Origin of the sequence: Dorea formicigenerans (assembly GCF_025150245.1) — a bacterium.
In the GTDB taxonomy this organism is placed as follows: Bacteria; Bacillota; Clostridia; order Lachnospirales; family Lachnospiraceae; genus Dorea; species Dorea formicigenerans.
Map to the genome: position 1 here is coordinate 258,193 of NZ_CP102279.1, position 18,841 is coordinate 277,033.

The window sequence follows — 18,841 nt, forward strand, 5'->3', positions numbered from 1 at the left end:
TGCCTGTATGCCAGAAAATAGTAAAGAACAATCATATCAGCCAATGACTTTTGATGCAATCAAAATCGGGTTGGCATCACCTGAAAAGATTCTGGAGTGGTCAAAAGGCGAAGTAACAAAGCCTGAGACTATTAACTATAGAACCTTAAAACCAGAGAGAGATGGTCTGTTCTGTGAAAGAATTTTTGGACCAAGCAAAGACTGGGAGTGTCACTGCGGTAAATACAAAAAAATCCGTTATAAAGGTGTTGTTTGTGACCGTTGTGGTGTAGAGGTTACTAAGGCAAGTGTACGTCGTGAACGTATGGGACATATTGCCCTGGCAGCCCCGGTATCTCATATCTGGTACTTTAAAGGAATCCCGAGCCGTATGGGATTGATCCTTGACTTGTCTCCAAGAACACTGGAGAAAGTATTATATTTTGCTTCTTATATCGTACTTGATAAAGGCGAGACAGACCTGCAGTATAAGCAGGTTCTGTCTGAGCAGGAGTATCAGGAAGCAAGAGAATCCTGGGGAAAAGGTTTCCGTGTTGGAATGGGAGCTGAATCTATCTTAGAGCTTCTTCAGGCAATCGACCTTGAAAAAGAATACGAAGATCTCACAGAAGGTCTCAAAGGCGCTACCGGACAGAAACGTGCAAGAATCGTAAAACGTCTGGAAGTTGTAGAAGCTTTCCGTGAGTCTGGAAACAAACCGGAATGGATGATCATGACAAATGTTCCGGTTATCCCGCCAGATCTTCGTCCAATGGTACAGCTTGATGGTGGACGTTTTGCAACATCTGACCTGAATGATCTGTACAGAAGAATTATCAATAGAAATAACCGTCTGAAACGCCTTCTTGAGTTAGGCGCTCCAGATATTATCGTAAGAAATGAAAAGAGAATGCTTCAGGAAGCGGTAGATGCCCTGATCGACAACGGCCGTCGCGGACGTCCGGTAACAGGACCTGGAAACCGTGCACTGAAATCTCTGTCCGATATGCTGAAAGGTAAATCCGGACGTTTCCGTCAGAACCTGCTTGGTAAGCGTGTTGACTACTCTGGACGTTCCGTTATCGTTGTAGGACCGGAACTTAAGATTTACCAGTGTGGTCTGCCGAAAGAGATGGCAATTGAGCTGTTCAAGCCATTTGTTATGAAAGAGCTTGTTCAGAACGGAACTGCACACAACATTAAAAATGCTAAAAAGATGGTTGAAAGACTTCAGCCAGAGGTTTGGGACGTCCTTGAAGATGTCATCAAAGAGCATCCGGTTATGTTGAACCGTGCACCTACACTGCACAGACTTGGTATTCAGGCATTTGAGCCAATCCTTGTAGAAGGTAAGGCTATCAAGCTTCATCCACTTGTTTGTACAGCGTTTAACGCCGACTTCGATGGAGACCAGATGGCTGTCCATCTTCCACTTTCCGTAGAAGCACAGGCTGAGTGCAGATTCTTACTGCTCTCACCAAACAACCTCCTGAAACCATCTGATGGTGGTCCGGTAGCCGTTCCTTCACAGGATATGGTACTTGGTATTTACTATCTGACTCAGGAAAGACCAGGTGCAGCAGGAGAAGGTAAGATTTTCAAGAGTGTAAATGAAGCAATCCTTGCTTATGAGAACCAGGCAATCACACTTCACTCTAAGATTAAAGTACGTGTGACAAAGACAATGCCAGGTGGAGAAGAAATAACAGGAATTGTAGAGTCCACACTTGGACGTTTCATTTTCAACGAGATCATCCCACAGGATCTTGGATTCGTTGATCGTGAAAAAGAGGAGAACAAACTTCTTCTGGAGATTGATTTCCACGTAGGAAAGAAACAGTTAAAGCAGATCCTTGAGAAGGTTATCAATACACACGGAGCAACTGCAACAGCAGAAGTTCTGGATGCTGTAAAAGCAATTGGATATAAATATTCTACAAGAGCTGCCATGACCGTATCTATTTCCGATATGACGGTACCTCCACAGAAACCACAGATGATCCAGCAGGCACAGGATACTGTAGACCGCATCACTAAGAACTTCAAACGTGGTCTCATCACAGAGGAGGAGCGTTACAAAGAAGTTGTAGAGACATGGAAGGCAACTGACGATAAACTGACAGAGGCACTGCTTTCTGGTCTTGATAAATACAATAACATCTTCATGATGGCTGATTCCGGAGCCCGTGGATCTGACAAACAGATCAAACAGCTTGCAGGTATGCGTGGATTGATGGCTGATACAACTGGTCATACAATCGAGTTGCCTATCACTTCAAACTTCCGTGAAGGACTTGACGTACTGGAGTATTTCATGTCTGCCCATGGAGCACGTAAAGGTATGTCTGATACAGCTCTTCGTACAGCCGATTCAGGATATCTGACAAGACGTCTTGTTGACGTATCTCAGGAGCTGATCATTCATGAAGTAGACTGTGCAAAGAAAGATGCACCGATTCCTGGAATTTTTGTAAAAGCATTCATGGATGGAAAAGAAGAAATCGAAAGTCTTCAGGAGCGTATTACAGGACGTTACCTGTGCTATGACATTGTAGATAAAGATGGCAATGTTCTTGTTAAGAAGAACCATATGGTAACACCAAAACGTGCAGAACTGATCTGCAAGAAGGGTGTAAATGAGAACGGAGAACCATTAACACAGATTAAGATCCGTACAATCCTTACATGTCGCTCACACAGTGGCGTATGTGCAAAATGTTATGGAGCCAACATGGCAACAGGTGAGCCGGTACAGGTTGGAGAGGCTGTCGGAATTATTGCTGCTCAGTCAATCGGAGAGCCTGGTACACAGCTTACAATGAGAACATTCCATAATGGTGGAGTTGCCGGTGGAGATATCACACAGGGACTTCCTCGTGTCGAGGAGCTTTTTGAGGCAAGAAAGCCTAAGGGACTTGCAATCATCACAGAGATTGCAGGAACTGCGAATTTGAACGACACGAAGAAGAAACGTGAGATTATCGTAACAAATCATGAGACAGGTGAATCAAAAGCATATCTGATTCCTTATGGATCACGTATTAAGGTAGCAGACGGAGCAGAACTTGAGGCCGGTGATGAGCTGACTGAAGGTAGTATCAATCCGCATGATATCTTAAGAATTAAAGGTATCCGTGCAGTTCAGGATTACATGATCCAGGAGGTACAGAGAGTTTACCGTCTGCAGGGTGTTGAGATCAACGATAAGCATATCGAGGTTATCGTTCGCCAGATGCTTAAGAAGATTCGTATCGAGGAGTCTGGAGATACAGAGTTCCTTCCGGGAACAAATGTAGACAGACTTGAGTTCGAGGATGTGAATGAGGTACTGGAGGCAGAAGGAAAAGAGCCTGCAATCGGAGAGCCGATCATCATGGGTATTACGAAGGCTTCTCTTGCAACCAATTCCTTCCTGTCAGCCGCTTCTTTCCAGGAGACAACAAAGGTTCTGACAGAGGCAGCAATCAAAGGAAAGATCGATCCGCTGGTAGGTCTGAAAGAGAACGTAATCATCGGAAAACATATCCCGGCTGGTACAGGTATGAGAAAGTATCGTGATATCAGACTGAATAGTGAGTTATCTATGGATGACGATCTGTTCTTTGAAGAAGGATTAGATGATGATGACGATTTAGATATTCTGAATACAGATTTTTCAGATGATGATCTGTTAGAAGAAAATGAACTTACAACAGAAGAATAAGACTTGCGTAAGAGTTTTGAATGAAAGTACCGCCGCACGAATTCGTGCGGTGGTACTTTTTTGTATAATAACTTTAGGCTGCCCGTGCTGGAGCAGCCTGAAGTGCATTATGCACAAAAAAATAGAAATGATTTATGAACAATTAATAAAAACATAAAAAAATAGTCAAGACAAACTTTTTTGATAAAACATTATTGACAATGATTATCATTAACAATATAATAAGTGATGGAAATGATAATCAGTTTCAAATCGTGCGAGGTAATATATATGTGCCAAGAAGAGAGATTTCAAGAAGTATTAAATCAATTAAAGAAAGCTGGCTATCGGATTACCGAACAGAGAAAGCTTCTTTTACACATTATATTGAATAATGAATACTCCTCTTGTAAGGAGATTTATTATGCAGCAAAGAAGCAGGACGACAAAGTCGGAATTGCAACTGTGTATCGTACTGTGCAACTGTTGGAAGATATGGAACTGATCCATAAAGAGATGGTTGTGAGAATTTAGCGAGGAGAAGGAGTGGATTATGATGCCATTAACGATGTTAAATCCAGGCGAGAGTGCATCTATCGTCCGGGTAGGTGGAAATGAAGAAACAAAAAGATTCCTGGAGAATCTCGGATTCGTAGCTGGAAGTGAGGTGAAAGTTATTTCCAGTAACGAGGGTAACATAATTGCCCAGATTAAAGAATCACGAGTTGCAGTCAGCAAAGGAATTGCTAATAAAATAATGGTCTAGGAGGAACGGGAGAATGACTTTAAGAGATGTGAAAGTTGATCAGACAGTATCCGTAGTAAAGCTTCATGGAGAGGGAGCTACAAAAAGAAGAATTATGGATATGGGAATCACAAAAGGAACCAGCATTTATGTCCGTAAAGTAGCACCACTTGGTGATCCGGTGGAAGTTACTGTACGTGGATATGAATTGTCTCTGAGAAAAGCAGACGCAGAGATAATCGAAGTTAAATAACTAATTAGAGAGTAAAACAGGAGGATGTAAAAAATGGGAGTGAAGATAGCACTTGCCGGAAACCCGAATAGTGGTAAGACAACACTTTTCAATGCTTTGACAGGTTCCAATCAGTTCGTTGGTAACTGGCCTGGAGTTACTGTTGAGAAAAAAGAAGGAAAATGGAAGGAAGACAAAGAAGTTGTAATTATGGACCTTCCAGGTATCTATTCTTTATCACCATATACATTGGAGGAAGTTGTAGCCAGAAATTATCTGATCACAGAGCGTCCGGATGCAATCCTGAATATCGTAGACGGAACAAACCTGGAGCGTAACTTATACCTTACAACTCAGTTACTTGAGCTTGGTATCCCGGTTGTTATGGCAATTAACATGATGGATATTGTACGCAAGAATGGTGATGAGATCAACACAAAGAAACTTGCTGAGAAGCTTGGCTGTGAAGTTGTAACAATTTCTGCTCTGAAAGGTGATGGAATCAAAGATGCAGCTTCAAGAGCAGTAAAGCACGCCGGACAGAAAGCCGGACAGGAATCTGTGCATGAGTTCGCACCGGAAGTTGAGAACTACCTGAATGAGATTGAAGGCAGACTTGGATATGAAATTCCGGAAGAGCAGAAAAGATTTTACGCGATCAAATTATTTGAGCGTGACGATAAGATTAAAGATGCTATGAAAAATGCACCGGACGTTGAAGATATCATTGCTCGTGCAGAGAAAGAGATGGATGACGATGCAGAGAGTATCATCACAAATGAGAGATACAGTTTCATTGGTTCTATTATCGGAGACTGCTTAAAGAAGAATAAAACACAGGAACTGACAACATCTGATAAGATTGACCGTATCGTAACAAATAGATGGCTTGCACTTCCAATCTTTGCAGCAGTTATGTGGCTTGTATATTATGTGTCTGTAACAACAGTAGGTTCTATATTGACAGACTGGACAAATGATACATTGTTTGGTGAGTGGATCATTCCGGCAGCTCAGAGCTTCTTTGAAGGAATCGGATGTGCGGATTGGTTAACAGGTCTGATCGTAGACGGAGTTATCTCCGGAGTTGGTGCTGTACTTGGATTCGTACCTCAGATGCTTGTATTATTTATTTTCCTTGCATTCCTTGAGTCTTGCGGATACATGGCACGTATCGCATTCATCATGGACCGTATTTTCCGTAAGTTCGGACTTTCCGGAAAATCATTTATCCCGATACTGATCGGAACAGGTTGTGGAGTTCCTGGAGTTATGGCTTCCCGTACGATCGAGAATGACCGTGACCGTAAGATGACTGTTATGACAACAACATTTATCCCTTGTGGAGCGAAACTTCCAATTATCGCCCTGATCGCCGGAGCACTTTTCGATGGCGCTTCATGGGTAGCACCAAGTACTTACTTTGTTGGTATCGCAGCAATTATCTGCTCTGGTATCATCTTGAAAAAGACAAAGATGTTCGCAGGAGATCCGGCACCATTTGTTATGGAGCTTCCTGCATATCATATGCCGACAGTTGGTAACGTTCTTAGAAGTATGTGGGAACGTGGCTGGTCATTTATCAAAAAAGCTGGTACAATTATTACATTATCAACAATCGTTATTTGGTTCTTATTGAACTTCGGTTGGACAGATGCTGGATTCGGAATGCTGAACTTCGATGGACTTGAGGGAGCAGCTATGGAGGCAGCACAGGCAGAGTGTGTTCTTGCTAAGATCGGTAACTTGATTTCTTGGATCTTCACACCGCTCGGATGGGGAGATTGGAAGATGACTGTAGCTGCTATTACAGGACTTGTAGCGAAAGAAAACGTTGTAGGTACATTCGGACAGCTCTTTGGATTTGCAGAAGTTGCAGAAGACGGACAGGAAATCTGGGGAACACTTGCAAACAGCATGTCACAGATCGCAGCTTACTCATTCCTCGTATTCAATCTTCTGTGTGCACCTTGCTTCGCAGCAATGGGAGCTATTAAGAGAGAGATGAACAACGCAAAATGGTTCTGGTTCGCAATCGGATATCAGTGCTTACTTGCTTACCTCGTAGCTCTTTGCATCTTCCAGTTTGGTACACTCTTCACAGGTGGCGGATTCGGTATCGGAACAGTAGCTGCAATTGTAATTCTGATCGGTTTCCTTTACATGCTGTTCCGTCCTTACAAAGAGAGTACATCACTTAAGGCTAATACAGTTTCAAGTGTAAAAGCAGCTTCTAAATAAGCAGAAAGAAGGAGATTTTATGATGGCATTGGCAGCACAGACAAGTATATTGTCTACAGTGATTGTAGCACTTGTAATAATCGCGATTGTAGCATGGATCATAAGAGGCATGATACAAAAGAAGAAGAGAAGTGGTACATTTATCGGATGTGATTGTGGGTGTACCAATTGTCCACACTCCTGTCATAATCCAAAGAATAGTAATAGTCAGAGTGGCTGCGGCGGCTGTGGCGGGTGCTAGTCTGGAAAATGTATGACTTAGATTTAAGTCATATGATGTAAAATAATCTTATGTGTGAATAAATGTGTGAATAGACAGGGAAATCCTTGCAGATGAGTTTCATTTGCAGGGATTTTCTTTTGCGCTTTGCTCTTTTCAATGGGACGCAAATAGGGTAAAATAAATGCTAGGTGAATATGATGAATAAGAAATCTTTATACAAATTAGAATACAATAAAATAATTGAAAAACTGACAGAGCACGCAGGTTCTTTTGGAGGCCAGGAGCGTTGCAGAAAATTAAAACCAAAGACGGAAATCTCTGAAATTGAGAGAATGCAGGAAGAAACGGCCGCAGCATTTACACGGATCATAAAGAAAGGACGTCCATCTTTTGGAGGCTGTAGTCCGGTAAGTGAATCTATGATGCGTCTGGAAATCGGAGGAACACTTGGAAGTGGGGAGTTACTTCGCATATGTAAGGTTCTGGAGACTGCAGGACATGTGAAGAATTACGGGCGCCATGACAATGCAGATGATATGCAGGATATATTGGACGGATACTTTGAACAGCTTGTTCCTGTATCTATTTTGTCCACGGAAATCCGCAGATGTATTCCGGCAGAAGATGAGATTAGTGATGATGCAAGTCCGGAGCTTAAGAGAATCCGTCGCGCTATGGGGCAGATTAATGACAAGGTTCATGCAACATTGTCTTCCATGGTAAATGGTTCACTTCGCACATATTTGCAGGATCCGATTATTACGATGCGTGGGGATCGTTACTGTATCCCGGTCAAGGCCGAATACCGTGGTCAGGTCCCGGGAATGATCCATGACCAGTCATCAACAGGTTCTACTTTATTTATCGAGCCGATGGCAGTTGTAAAACTGAATAATGACCTGAAAGAATTATATGGAAAGGAACAGGAAGAAATCCAGGTCATTCTTGCCAGGTTGAGTGCAGATGCAGCAGAATATGTTTCTGAAATCCGTACGGACTATGCAACATTGACAGAGCTTGATTTTATATTTGCAAGAGGAGCTCTTGCATTGGATATGAATGCCAGCAAACCGATGTTCAACCAGGAGAGAAGGATCCGTATCCGCGAGGGAAGACATCCGTTATTAGATAAGAAGAAAGTCGTTCCGATCAGTCTGACACTGGGCGAGGACTTTGATCTTCTGATTGTGACAGGACCGAACACCGGTGGTAAGACTGTGTCACTTAAGACAGTTGGATTATTCCAACTCATGGGGCAGGCAGGTCTTCACATTCCGGCACTGGACCGTTCTGAACTGGGTGTATTCCGTGAAGTTTATGCAGATATCGGTGATGAGCAGAGTATTGAACAGAACTTAAGTACATTCTCATCACATATGACAAATGTAGTGTCATTTATCAAGCAGGTGGATGAAGATTCACTTGTACTTTTTGACGAGCTTGGAGCTGGAACTGACCCGACTGAGGGTGCGGCACTGGCAACAGCAATATTGAATCATTTGCATTGTCAGGGAATCCGTACTATGGCGACTACGCATTACAGTGAATTAAAGGTTTATGCCTTGTCCACACCAGGGGTAGAAAATGCGAGCTGTGAGTTCGACGTGGAGACACTTCGCCCGACGTATCGACTGCTTCTTGGAATCCCAGGAAAGAGTAATGCATTTGCAATTGCAGGAAAACTGGGACTTCCGGACTATATTATCGAGGAAGCAAAGACACATTTGACAGAGCAGGACGAATCTTTTGAGGACTTGCTGACAGATCTGGAGAGCAGCAGACGAACCATCGCGAAAGAACAGGAAGAGATTGCGGCTTACCGACGTGAGCTGGAAGCTCTGAAGCAGGAGACGGCGCAGAAGAAAGAAAAGCTGGAAGAACAGCGTGACCGCATTTTACGAGAAGCGAATGAAAAAGCACATGCGATTCTGGCAGATGCCAAAGAGACAGCAGATGAGACAATGCGTAACTTTCATAAGTTTGGAAAGGCCAATGTTTCGGCAACGGAGATGGAAAAAGAGCGTGAGCGCCTGAGAAAGAAGATGGAGAAGACACGCGAGGGCATGACAGAGGAAGTGAAGAAGCCGAAGAAGCAGTATAAGCCATCTGATTTTAAATTAGGCGAGACGGTTAAAGTTCTGAGCATGAATCTGACCGGAACCGTGCATTCACTGCCAGATACAAAAGGCAACCTTATGGTTCAGATGGGAATTCTTAGCTCAAAAGTACACATTTCTGATCTGGAGATTGTTGATGAGAAGCCGGCATATCTGAAAAAGACTGCTGCAAGAACAAGCAAGGGTAAGGTGAAGATGGGCAAATCTTTGTCCGTAAGCCCGGAAATTAATCTGCTTGGAAAGACCGTTGACGAGGCGGTCGCAGAGCTGGATAAATATTTGGACGATGCGTCTTTGGCACATTTGACAAGTGTGCGCGTGGTACACGGAAAAGGAACCGGAGCTTTAAGAGCGGGCATCCACCAATATCTGAAACGTCAGAAACATGTGAAATCTTACAGATTAGGAGCATTTGGCGAAGGAGATGCCGGAGTGACGATTGTAGAACTGAAATAATGCAAAAATCAGGGAGAATAAATAATGGTTAATAAACAGAAAATTTTGATCGTGGATGACGATGAGGCAATTGCAGAGCTTGTATCTTTGTATCTTGCAAAAGAATGTTTTGACACGATGATGGTTCATGACGGGGAGAAGGCGCTTGTAGCATTCGACACCTATCACCCAAATCTGGTACTTTTAGATTTGATGCTTCCGGGTATTGACGGGTATCAGGTCTGCCGCGAGATCCGTGCGCGGGCAAATACACCGATTATCATGCTTTCCGCAAAAGGGGAGGTTTTTGATAAAGTGCTTGGTCTGGAGCTTGGAGCCGATGACTATATTATGAAGCCATTTGATTCAAAAGAGCTTGTGGCGCGCGTAAAAGCAGTGCTCCGCCGTTATCAAGCAGTGCCGAAACCAGAGGTTCCTGCAGTAGATAAGGGAAAATGTGTGGAATACCCGGGAATCGAGATCAATCTGACGAATTATTCTGTTCTGGTCGATGGGCAGAATGTGGAGATGCCGCCGAAAGAGCTGGAGCTTCTTTACTTCCTGGCATCTTCGCCAAATCAGGTGTTTACAAGAGAGCAGCTTTTGGATCAAATCTGGGGATATGAGTATATTGGAGATACCCGTACTGTTGATGTGCATATTAAGCGTTTGCGCGAGAAGATCAAAGATCATAATGGCTGGAAACTTGCCACCGTATGGGGCATTGGATACAAGTTTGAAGTAAAGTAACAGATCAGGAAACCACATAGAAGAGGCATTGTATGAAAAGTACATTGTATTTAAAATTTATCATCATATATATGATTTTCGGGTTCATGAGTTTGTTCACAGTAGCAACGCTTACAAGAACATTGACAGAAGAACCTCTTGAACGGGATCTGGCTGCGGATGTTTATCAGGAAGCGAACCTGGTGGCAAATGAGTATCTGCCACATTATTTCCTTGGACAGATGGATGAAAGTGCTGTCCATACACAACTTGTTGGAATGGAAGCGCATCTGGACGGGGCAGTCTGGTTCGTAGACCGGGAAGGTAATATGATCACTTCCGCACATTCCGACGGATATCCGACAGCACCGACTGCGATTGAAGATTTTAACCCGGCAGAAATTGGCAGCGCAAAGTATGAAGTCGGAACATATCACGATTATTTTAAAGAAGATATGATCACAGTCATTGCACCGGTTGTACATGGATATTCCACACAAGGGTATCTGCTGATACACAAAAGCATGACTCAGATTGGACAATTACAGATTACATTAATGAATGCAGCGTATATCACACTTGCAGTCATCTATCTGTTGTCATTTTCCATTTTGCTTGGAATTCAGTTTATCGTGTACAGACCGCTCTGCAAGATAACCGAGGCAGCGAAACAATATGCGTCCGGTAATCTGGACTATGAGATTCCTGTGAACACAGAAGATGAGATTGGTTATCTGTCAGCATCGCTGAACTTCATGTCTTCCCAGCTTCGGGATATGGAGGATTATCAGAAGAAATTTGTGGCAAATGTGTCACATGATTTCCGCTCTCCTTTAACATCGATCAAAGGGTATGTAGAGGCAATTGCAGATGGGACAATCCCGCCGGAAATGCAGGGGAAATATCTGAATATCATTTTATTTGAGACAGAGAGACTGACCGATCTGACCAAGGATCTCCTTACGTTGAATGAATTCGATACGAAGAATTTATTACTGGATAAAGTTCCATTTGACCTTCATGAAATGATTAAAAATGTGGCAGCCTCCTTTGAGGGACGTTGCACGCAGAAAAAGATTTCTATTGAGCTGGTCTTTGCCAGAAAGCATTTGAAAGTAGTAGCAGATAAGCGAAAGATTCAGCAAGTGCTCTACAATTTGCTTGATAATGCGATCAAATTCAGTGACCAGGATTCAATCATTACGATTGAAACGACCGAACGTGGGGATAAGATCTACACGTCGGTCAAAGATTATGGAATTGGAATTCCGAGGAATGCACTGAATAAGATCTGGGAGAGATTTTATAAATCCGATCTGTCCCGTGGAAAAGATAAAAAAGGAACTGGCCTTGGGCTTGCAATTGTCAAAGAGGCGATACAGGCTCACGGTGAAAATATTAATGTAGTCAGTACAGAAGGTGTCGGTACCGAGTTCATTTTCTCGTTGCCGAAGGCAGAGGGATAAGGTATACTGTAAATATCTTCTTTGTTGAATATAAGGTTTGTAAAGGAGCCTGCGTGTACGCATGAAAGATGAGAAAGAACCATTAGAGCAAAAGCAGAACTCGGAAGAAGAGGAGTATTCTTTTTTACAGGAAATCATTAAAGATGAGGCAGGAGATCAGGCGAAGTGGAAACACGACGTCCTTAGAAGGATTCAGTTAGGATTAATATTCGGACTGGTGGCCTGCTTTACTTTTTTTGCGTGCAAACCGTGGGTGGAGAAGAGATTTGAAGAAAATCCGACGGAAGTAACAATTCCACAGGACGAACAGCAGGAAGAAAATCAGACACAGCAGGAAGAGGAACAAGTCCAGGAACAAAAAACCGTTCTGACAACAGAAACCTATCAGGAAATGCTGAATAATCTGAAGCAGGTGTCAGGAGAAGTGAGAAAAAGTGTTGTAGAGATTCAGGGCGCTGTTACAGAAGAGGAATTTTCGAAAGATCAGGAAGATAAGGAAAAGAGTATTTCCGGAATGATCGTGGCAGATAATGGTCAGGAACTTCTGATTCTCGCAGGAGAGCTTCCGGTAAAAGACGCGAAGATCATCCGTGTTACATTTTCTGGAGACAGTCAGTGCGATGCCATCTTGAAGAGCCGGGATGCAGGGATGGGACTGTGTGTTTATGCAGTTCAGAGAAAGAATATTGCGGATGATGTATGGGCACAGATTGAGACAGCGACACTTGGCGGCTCAAAAGTTGTGTCCGAAGGCGATACAGTTATTGCTGTCGGGAAATTGTATGGCTGTGATACGATTGCCGGATATGGTGTGATCGAGTCTGGCGAAAATTATCTGGATAAGGCAGATGGACAGTATCAGACCATTTATACGGATGTGGCAGGAGATATTTCCGGAAGCGGAGTTCTTGTGAATATCCGTGGAGAGGTGATTGGAATTATCAACACTTCTGTCAGAACAGATGATCAGACAAATAAGATTTCCGGATATGGAATTTCTGATATCAAAGATGTGATAGAATTACTTTCTAATGGGAAAAATGTACCATATCTTGGAGTGTCCGGTGTAGAGGTAAGCAGCGAGATGCAGGGACAGGGAATTCCACAAGGTGTTTATGTGAAAGAAGTCGATGCAGGATCTCCGGCTATGGCAGCAGGAATTCAGAGTGGTGATATCATTACCAATATTGCAGATACAGATATCATCAATCTTCTTGGTTATCATAATACGCTTATGAAGCAAAATGTGGGAGATAAAATTCTTGTTCGTGGAAAACGTCAGGGAACCGGAGGAGAATATGTGGATATTGACTTTGGAGTCACAGTTGGGTATAAACAGTAAGGAATACTATGCGAAACCATGATGGTGTGTTGCAACAATAACAGAAAATAGTGAACAAATGTCAGTGGAAGCTGACTGATATAAAATTAAGAAAAGAAAGGCACGAATTATGAGATATATTGATACTCTTGTAGAAGGAGAAACAATTCGAAATATATATTTATGTAAAGGAAAGAGATCCGCAGAGACGCGGAATGGAAAGCCGTATGACAATCTGATACTTCAGGATAAGACAGGAACTCTGGACGGAAAAGTCTGGGATCCGAATTCCAATGGAATTGCTGATTATGATGAGAAAGATTTCATTGAAGTATTCGGAGATGTCATCAGTTATAATAACAATCTTCAATTGAACATCCGCCAGATCAGAAAAGCACAGGAAGGCGAATACATACCTGCAGATTATATGCCTTCGACAGAAAAAAGCGTAGATGGGATGTACGAAGAACTGCTTTCCTACGGAAGACAGATCAGCAATCCGTATCTGCGTAGAGTGATTGAGTATTATTTTGAAAAAGACGAGAAATTCATTCGCACATTCAAAGGACATTCCGCAGCAAAGAGTGTACACCACGGATTTGCCGGAGGACTCTTGGAGCACACATTGAGTGTTGTGAAATTCTGCGAGTATATGGTTGGACAGTATGATATTCTCAACAAAGACCTGCTTTACACAGCAGCTATGTGCCACGATATCGGAAAGACAATTGAGTTGTCACCATTCCCGGAAAATGATTACACAGACGATGGACAGCTTCTTGGTCATATCATTATCGGAATCGAGATGATCGATGATGCAATCCGCGAGATTCCAGAATTCCCAAAACAGCTTGCAAGTGAGCTGAAACACTGCATCGTGGCACATCATGGAGAGTTAGAATACGGTTCCCCGAAAAAACCGGCACTGGCAGAAGCCATGGCACTAAATCTTGCCGACAACGCAGACGCCAAGATGCAGACATTAAAAGAAATATTCAAAGACAAAAAAGCCGGAGAGTGGCTTGGATATAACAGATTGTTCGAGTCAAACTTAAGAAAAACAACAATATAGTAATGTAATGGGGACGTAGCAAAACGTAAAAATACTACGTCCCCACCAGTGATTAAGGGTGTCCCTTTTTGTAAAAAGGGGTGCCCCAATTCTTATTATGAGGTATGAATATGCAGAAAAATGATTTGGTTACAGTGGCAATTGAAGATATTGGTGTCGGGGGAGAAGGCATTGGTAAAGTAGATGGGTATACTTTATTTATAAAAGATGCGATTATCGGTGATGTGGTTGAAGCCAAGATTGTGAAGGCAAAGAAGAACTACGGTTATGCAAGACTTATGAATATTGTTACGCCATCTGAAAATCGTGTAGAAAAGCCAGCGTGTCCGATGGCAAGAAGATGTGGTGGCTGCCAGATTCAGGAGATGAAGTATGGAGCCCAGCTTGCATTTAAAGAAGGAAAAGTCCGTGGTAATCTGGAACGGATCGGAGAAGTTCCGACAGAACTTCTTGACAAAGTTATGCAGCCTATTGTTGGCATGGAAGAGCCATTTCATTATCGAAATAAAGCGCAGTTCCCAATTGGAACAGACAAAGAAGGACACATCATCACTGGATTTTACGCAGGAAGAACCCACAGCATCATTCCGAATACAGACTGTGCACTGGGCGTAGCGGTCAATCAGAAAATTCTCGAGATTATTCTGCATTTTATGGAGAATAATCACATTTCTGCTTATGACGAGGAAAAGCATAAAGGACTGGTGCGTCATGTGTTGATCCGTTATGGATTCAAAACTGATGAAATTATGGTCTGCCTTGTGATTAATGGGGAAAAACTGCCGCATGCAGAAAAACTTGTGGATAAATTATGTGAAATCTCAGGAATGACAAGTATCACAATCAGTGTGAACAAGGCAAAAACCAATGTCATCATGGGAAAGGAAATAAAACTGCTCTGGGGGCAGACGTACATCACGGATTATATTGGAAATGTAAAATATCAGATTTCCCCGCTTTCATTTTACCAGGTCAATCCGGTACAAACTGAGAAATTGTATGGACTGGCGCTTGATTATGCAGATTTAAATGGAAATGAGACGGTGTGGGATCTCTACTGTGGAATCGGAACCATTTCCCTGTTCCTTGCTCAGAATGCAAAGCAGGTATATGGAGTGGAAATCGTACCGCAGGCCATTGACGATGCAAGGAATAATGCGAAGATCAATGATATTACGAATGCGGAATTCTATGTAGGAAAGGCAGAGGAAGTTCTGCCGGGATATTACCGTGAATATCAGGAGAGCCACGGTGGCGAAACGGCTCACGCAGATGTGATCGTTGTGGATCCGCCACGCAAAGGCTGCGAGGAATCATTGCTACAGACCATTGTAGACATGCAGCCAGAAAAAGTTGTGTATGTTAGCTGCGACAGCGCAACACTGGCAAGAGATGTTAAGTTCCTAAGAGAAAGCGGATATGAACTTAAAAAAATCACGCCAGTTGATCAATTCCCGAACACGGTGCATGTCGAAGTCGTGTGTTGTCTACATCGGGTAAATTCGTAGAAGTCCTTAATTTCAGGCACTTTGCGAGGTATATGAGTTTCACACCAACAGGCAAACAGGGCAAGAAAAAGCAGATTAGGAATGGCATCGAAGTGTCAGTAGTATTGCATCTGGTATGAGGAAACACATTCGGATAGAATTAACGTTTTTTATTCAATAGCATAGAGAAAAACCGAAAGGACGCTTATTTTCAGAACTTCTGGAAGATGAGTGTCCTTTTCTTTTATTCAAATATTGAAAAATGCACCGACAGTAGATTTTTAGGTGTTTTTGGAGAGAAAACAGTAAATGTTCTGAAAGTCAATTTGATGTTGGACGGTATCCTGTAACTAGCACTCTCAAAAGATGAGGAAAAGATTTCAGACTTCTGCTCATCTTTACACAATCTTAATTTCAAAACAAACTTACTTACGCCCCTTTAATACAAATGAAGATAGAATAAAGAAAATATAAAAAGAAATTAAGACTATGGGGATATAGTTATGCAACAGACAAACAGATCAAGACATCGACATATAACATCATTTCAAGTGATTAGTTTAGGGTTTTTATCCGTGATTCTCTTAGGCAGTCTGCTTTTGATGCTGCCGATTGCTACAAAAAGCGGTCAGTGTACCTCCTTTTTGGATGCTTTGTTTACCGCAACTTCTGCGGTTTGTGTGACGGGACTGGTTGTTAATGATACGGCAACTTACTGGTCTTTATTTGGCCAAGGAGTTATTTTACTGCTGATTCAAATCGGAGGTATGGGAATTATTACGATTGCTATTGCGATTGCTGTTGTTTCCGGACGCAAAATTGGGTTGATGCAGCGAAGTACCATGCAAGAGGCAATTTCGGCCCCAACGGTGGGTGGTATTGTGCGGAGAACGCAATTTATTATTCGGACTACTATTCTTATCGAAATCATTGGTGCGGTTCTTTTAGCCCCTGTTTTTTGCAGGGACTTTGGGTTTTGGAAAGGAATATGGTATTCGCTGTTCCATTCTATTTCTGCTTTTTGCAATGCAGGATTTGATCTAATCGGTATAAGAACCCCTTTTTCCTCGTTGACCTCTTATTCTGTACAGCCGCTTGTAAATCTTGTAATTATGATGCTGATTATTGCAGGAGGTATTGGATTCCTTACCTGGGAGGATATAAAGAATCATAAATGGCATTTAAAAAAATACCGGATGCAAAGCAAGGTGATTTTTATGGTAACAGGAATATTGATATTCTTACCGGCTCTTTACTTTTTTTATTTTGAGTTTTCAAATGTACCTCTTACAGAAAGAGTATGGGTTTCTTTGTTTCAATCCGTTACGCCGAGAACAGCAGGATTCAATACGGCAGATTTGACTTTACTCAGTGAAGTTGGGCAAATGCTTATCATTATGCTGATGCTCATCGGTGGCTCGCCTGGTTCCACTGCAGGTGGTATGAAAACGACAACTCTTGCAGTTCTCGTTTCATCGGCATTATCTGTATTTAGAAAAAAGGAACACACCCATTTTTTCGGCAGACAAATTCCGGATGGCACTATCAGAAATGCAGCTACGATTTTTTTGATGTATATCGTTTTATTCCTTGTCGGAGGAATGGTAATTTGCAGAACAGAAGATATTCCACTTATGACCGCTTTGTTTGAGACGGCGTCGGCAATCGGGACGGTAGGGTTATCGTTGGGAATAACTCCTGACCTGGGGCTTGTTTCCCATATAATCTTGATTTGCCTGATGTTTTTTGGCAGAGTGGGAGGATTGACCTTGATTTTTGCTACCATTTCTGAAAAAAAGCCTAACGGTTCAAAATATCCTCAGGAAAAAATTACAGTAGGTTAAGGAGAATAAAAAAATGAAATCAATATTACTTATCGGTCTGGGAAGATTCGGACGGCACATTGCTATAAAATTAGATGAATTGCATCATCATGTGATGGCGGTAGATAAAGAAGATACTCGAGTTGATGCTGTACTTCCCTTTGTAACTAACGCTCAGATTGGGGATGCGACGAATGAGGATTTTTTAAGTTCGCTTGGTGTTGGAAATTTTGATGTTTGTATTGTGGCTATCGGAGATAACTTTCAGAGTTCATTGGAAGTAACGTGCCTTTTGAAGGAACTCGGTGCAAGAATGGTGGTGTCTCGTGCCGCTCGTGATGTTCATGCAAAATTTCTTTTACGAAACGGCGCAGATGAAATTGTTTATCCCGAAAGGCAGCTTGCCGATTGGGTTGCAATCCGTTATAGTGCTGATCATATTTTCGATTACATAGAACTAGATGAAGAACATGCAATCTTTGAAATATCTATACCGGGAGAATGGATAGGAAAAACAATCGGTCAGTTGGATATACGAAAAAAATATAACATCAATATTATGGCGCTGAAAACAAATGATATTATGAATTTGAAAATAAGTTCCGATACGCAGTTGTTAAAGGGCAGTACCATGCTTGTTCTTGGGGAGACGAAACATATTCAAAAATGTTTTCATATTTAATTTTTGAAAGAAGTTGGTGATATGAAAGATTTTGTTTTACTTATAGTGGTATTGGTAGCATTTATTTATGGTTATTTTCTTATGGAAAAGATGGATAAATTTCTCAAGGAAAATCAATCTCAAAAACTTATTTCAGATTCTAAGCTCAGGATTGGATTTGAAACACCTGCAATCATAGATTCTATTGCAGATCTATTAGAACAATTTTCAAGCGAATACCCAAACTATGAGCTGAACCTGTTCTACGGTTCTGTAAGTGAAATAATAAATGGGCTGGAAAATAATAAACTTGATTTTGGCTTTATCATAGAAAATTCCAACGATATTTTGAAAGATGAGTATTGTTCCTTATCCTTTCAAATAAAGCAAAGTGTCATTACTCCAGGCTCTGTAGACATTGCGGTACATCCCATCAACACGATTGAGAAACCAGCGAGAGTGATATGGCAAAATGACATTAATTGTATGAAGGGTCTATTTGTCGAAAAATTGCGTGATTTTTCGGAGCGTTTTCTGCTTTCGGCTACACGCCCGAATAGAAAAAAAGAAGAAAAGGTGGTATAATCTTTATGCGATTTTAATGTCAGTGCTAAAATGCTTTTCTGAA

16 protein-coding genes are annotated in these 18,841 nt (G+C 42.0%); all 16 read left to right on the forward strand.

Features of this window, described 5'->3' with window-relative positions:
- Positions 1–7: 7 nt before the first annotated feature.
- The 16 genes from rpoC to NQ560_RS01465 all read left to right on the forward strand — a co-directional run bounded on the left by rpoC (position 8) and on the right by NQ560_RS01465 (position 18,798).
- On the forward strand, positions 8–3,682 hold the full coding sequence (rpoC, locus tag NQ560_RS01390) for a DNA-directed RNA polymerase subunit beta' (protein ID WP_005330356.1): 3,675 nt from the start codon (positions 8–10) through the stop codon (positions 3,680–3,682).
- 270 nt (positions 3,683–3,952) lie between these two features.
- Positions 3,953–4,195 carry a Fur family transcriptional regulator gene (locus NQ560_RS01395; RefSeq protein WP_040015221.1) on the forward strand — a complete coding sequence of 81 codons (243 nt, stop codon included), beginning with the start codon at positions 3,953–3,955 and terminating at the stop codon, positions 4,193–4,195.
- Between the two features lie 19 nt (positions 4,196–4,214).
- On the forward strand, positions 4,215–4,427 hold the full coding sequence (locus NQ560_RS01400; protein WP_005330360.1) for a FeoA family protein: 213 nt from the start codon (positions 4,215–4,217) through the stop codon (positions 4,425–4,427).
- Between the two features lie 13 nt (positions 4,428–4,440).
- Positions 4,441–4,659: a FeoA family protein gene (locus NQ560_RS01405; protein ID WP_005330361.1), complete on the forward strand. Its 219-nt coding sequence runs from the start codon at positions 4,441–4,443 to the stop codon at positions 4,657–4,659.
- Positions 4,660–4,692: 33 nt separating this feature from the next.
- Complete coding sequence (gene feoB, locus NQ560_RS01410; protein ID WP_005330364.1) at positions 4,693–6,879, forward strand: ferrous iron transport protein B; 2,187 nt, start codon at positions 4,693–4,695, stop codon at positions 6,877–6,879.
- A gap of 19 nt (positions 6,880–6,898) precedes the next feature.
- Complete coding sequence (locus NQ560_RS01415) at positions 6,899–7,120, forward strand: FeoB-associated Cys-rich membrane protein (RefSeq protein ID WP_005330368.1); 222 nt, start codon at positions 6,899–6,901, stop codon at positions 7,118–7,120.
- 179 nt (positions 7,121–7,299) lie between these two features.
- Positions 7,300–9,675: an endonuclease MutS2 gene (locus NQ560_RS01420; protein WP_040015222.1), complete on the forward strand. Its 2,376-nt coding sequence runs from the start codon at positions 7,300–7,302 to the stop codon at positions 9,673–9,675.
- A gap of 24 nt (positions 9,676–9,699) precedes the next feature.
- Positions 9,700–10,404 (forward strand): response regulator transcription factor, encoded by a 705-nt coding sequence (locus NQ560_RS01425; protein ID WP_005330374.1) that lies wholly within the window; start codon positions 9,700–9,702, stop codon positions 10,402–10,404.
- A 32-nt stretch (positions 10,405–10,436) separates the two neighbouring features.
- Entirely contained in the window at positions 10,437–11,849 is a 1,413-nt protein-coding gene (locus NQ560_RS01430) for a sensor histidine kinase (protein ID WP_005330376.1), read from the forward strand.
- Positions 11,850–11,910: 61 nt separating this feature from the next.
- Positions 11,911–13,191 (forward strand): S1C family serine protease, encoded by a 1,281-nt coding sequence (locus NQ560_RS01435; protein ID WP_005330378.1) that lies wholly within the window; start codon positions 11,911–11,913, stop codon positions 13,189–13,191.
- Positions 13,192–13,300: 109 nt separating this feature from the next.
- Entirely contained in the window at positions 13,301–14,242 is a 942-nt protein-coding gene (locus tag NQ560_RS01440) for a 3'-5' exoribonuclease YhaM family protein (RefSeq protein ID WP_005330380.1), read from the forward strand.
- A 110-nt stretch (positions 14,243–14,352) separates the two neighbouring features.
- The gene (rlmD, locus tag NQ560_RS01445; RefSeq protein ID WP_040015223.1) at positions 14,353–15,750 is read left to right on the forward strand and encodes a 23S rRNA (uracil(1939)-C(5))-methyltransferase RlmD; all 1,398 of its coding nucleotides are present in this window, start codon (positions 14,353–14,355) and stop codon (positions 15,748–15,750) included.
- A gap of 206 nt (positions 15,751–15,956) precedes the next feature.
- Entirely contained in the window at positions 15,957–16,079 is a 123-nt protein-coding gene (locus tag NQ560_RS15695; protein WP_005330388.1) for a potassium-transporting ATPase subunit C, read from the forward strand.
- A 153-nt stretch (positions 16,080–16,232) separates the two neighbouring features.
- On the forward strand, positions 16,233–17,573 hold the full coding sequence (locus NQ560_RS01455) for a TrkH family potassium uptake protein (RefSeq protein ID WP_081445640.1): 1,341 nt from the start codon (positions 16,233–16,235) through the stop codon (positions 17,571–17,573).
- Positions 17,574–17,586: 13 nt separating this feature from the next.
- Complete coding sequence (locus NQ560_RS01460; protein WP_005330390.1) at positions 17,587–18,234, forward strand: potassium channel family protein; 648 nt, start codon at positions 17,587–17,589, stop codon at positions 18,232–18,234.
- Between the two features lie 21 nt (positions 18,235–18,255).
- Positions 18,256–18,798, forward strand: coding sequence for a LysR family transcriptional regulator substrate-binding protein (locus NQ560_RS01465; RefSeq protein ID WP_040015224.1), 543 nt, complete (start codon positions 18,256–18,258; stop codon positions 18,796–18,798).
- Positions 18,799–18,841 lie beyond the last annotated feature (43 nt).

Bases quoted from the DNA above. Each gene is read 5' to 3' on its own strand.
- NQ560_RS01425 (WP_005330374.1), top strand. From the start codon at position 9,700: ATGGTTAATAAACAGAAAATTTTGATCGTGGATGACGATGAGGCAATT.
- NQ560_RS15695 (WP_005330388.1), top strand. From the start codon at position 15,957: ATGAGTGTCCTTTTCTTTTATTCAAATATTGAAAAATGCACCGACAGT.
- NQ560_RS01415 (WP_005330368.1), top strand. From the start codon at position 6,899: ATGATGGCATTGGCAGCACAGACAAGTATATTGTCTACAGTGATTGTA.
- NQ560_RS01395 (WP_040015221.1), top strand. From the start codon at position 3,953: ATGTGCCAAGAAGAGAGATTTCAAGAAGTATTAAATCAATTAAAGAAA.
- rlmD (WP_040015223.1), top strand. From the start codon at position 14,353: ATGCAGAAAAATGATTTGGTTACAGTGGCAATTGAAGATATTGGTGTC.
- NQ560_RS01465 (WP_040015224.1), top strand. From the start codon at position 18,256: ATGAAAGATTTTGTTTTACTTATAGTGGTATTGGTAGCATTTATTTAT.
- NQ560_RS01440 (WP_005330380.1), top strand. From the start codon at position 13,301: ATGAGATATATTGATACTCTTGTAGAAGGAGAAACAATTCGAAATATA.
- NQ560_RS01420 (WP_040015222.1), top strand. From the start codon at position 7,300: ATGAATAAGAAATCTTTATACAAATTAGAATACAATAAAATAATTGAA.
- NQ560_RS01400 (WP_005330360.1), top strand. From the start codon at position 4,215: ATGATGCCATTAACGATGTTAAATCCAGGCGAGAGTGCATCTATCGTC.
- NQ560_RS01435 (WP_005330378.1), top strand. From the start codon at position 11,911: ATGAAAGATGAGAAAGAACCATTAGAGCAAAAGCAGAACTCGGAAGAA.
- NQ560_RS01460 (WP_005330390.1), top strand. From the start codon at position 17,587: ATGAAATCAATATTACTTATCGGTCTGGGAAGATTCGGACGGCACATT.
- feoB (WP_005330364.1), top strand. From the start codon at position 4,693: ATGGGAGTGAAGATAGCACTTGCCGGAAACCCGAATAGTGGTAAGACA.
- NQ560_RS01405 (WP_005330361.1), top strand. From the start codon at position 4,441: ATGACTTTAAGAGATGTGAAAGTTGATCAGACAGTATCCGTAGTAAAG.
- rpoC (WP_005330356.1), top strand. From the start codon at position 8: ATGCCAGAAAATAGTAAAGAACAATCATATCAGCCAATGACTTTTGAT.
- NQ560_RS01430 (WP_005330376.1), top strand. From the start codon at position 10,437: ATGAAAAGTACATTGTATTTAAAATTTATCATCATATATATGATTTTC.
- NQ560_RS01455 (WP_081445640.1), top strand. From the start codon at position 16,233: ATGCAACAGACAAACAGATCAAGACATCGACATATAACATCATTTCAA.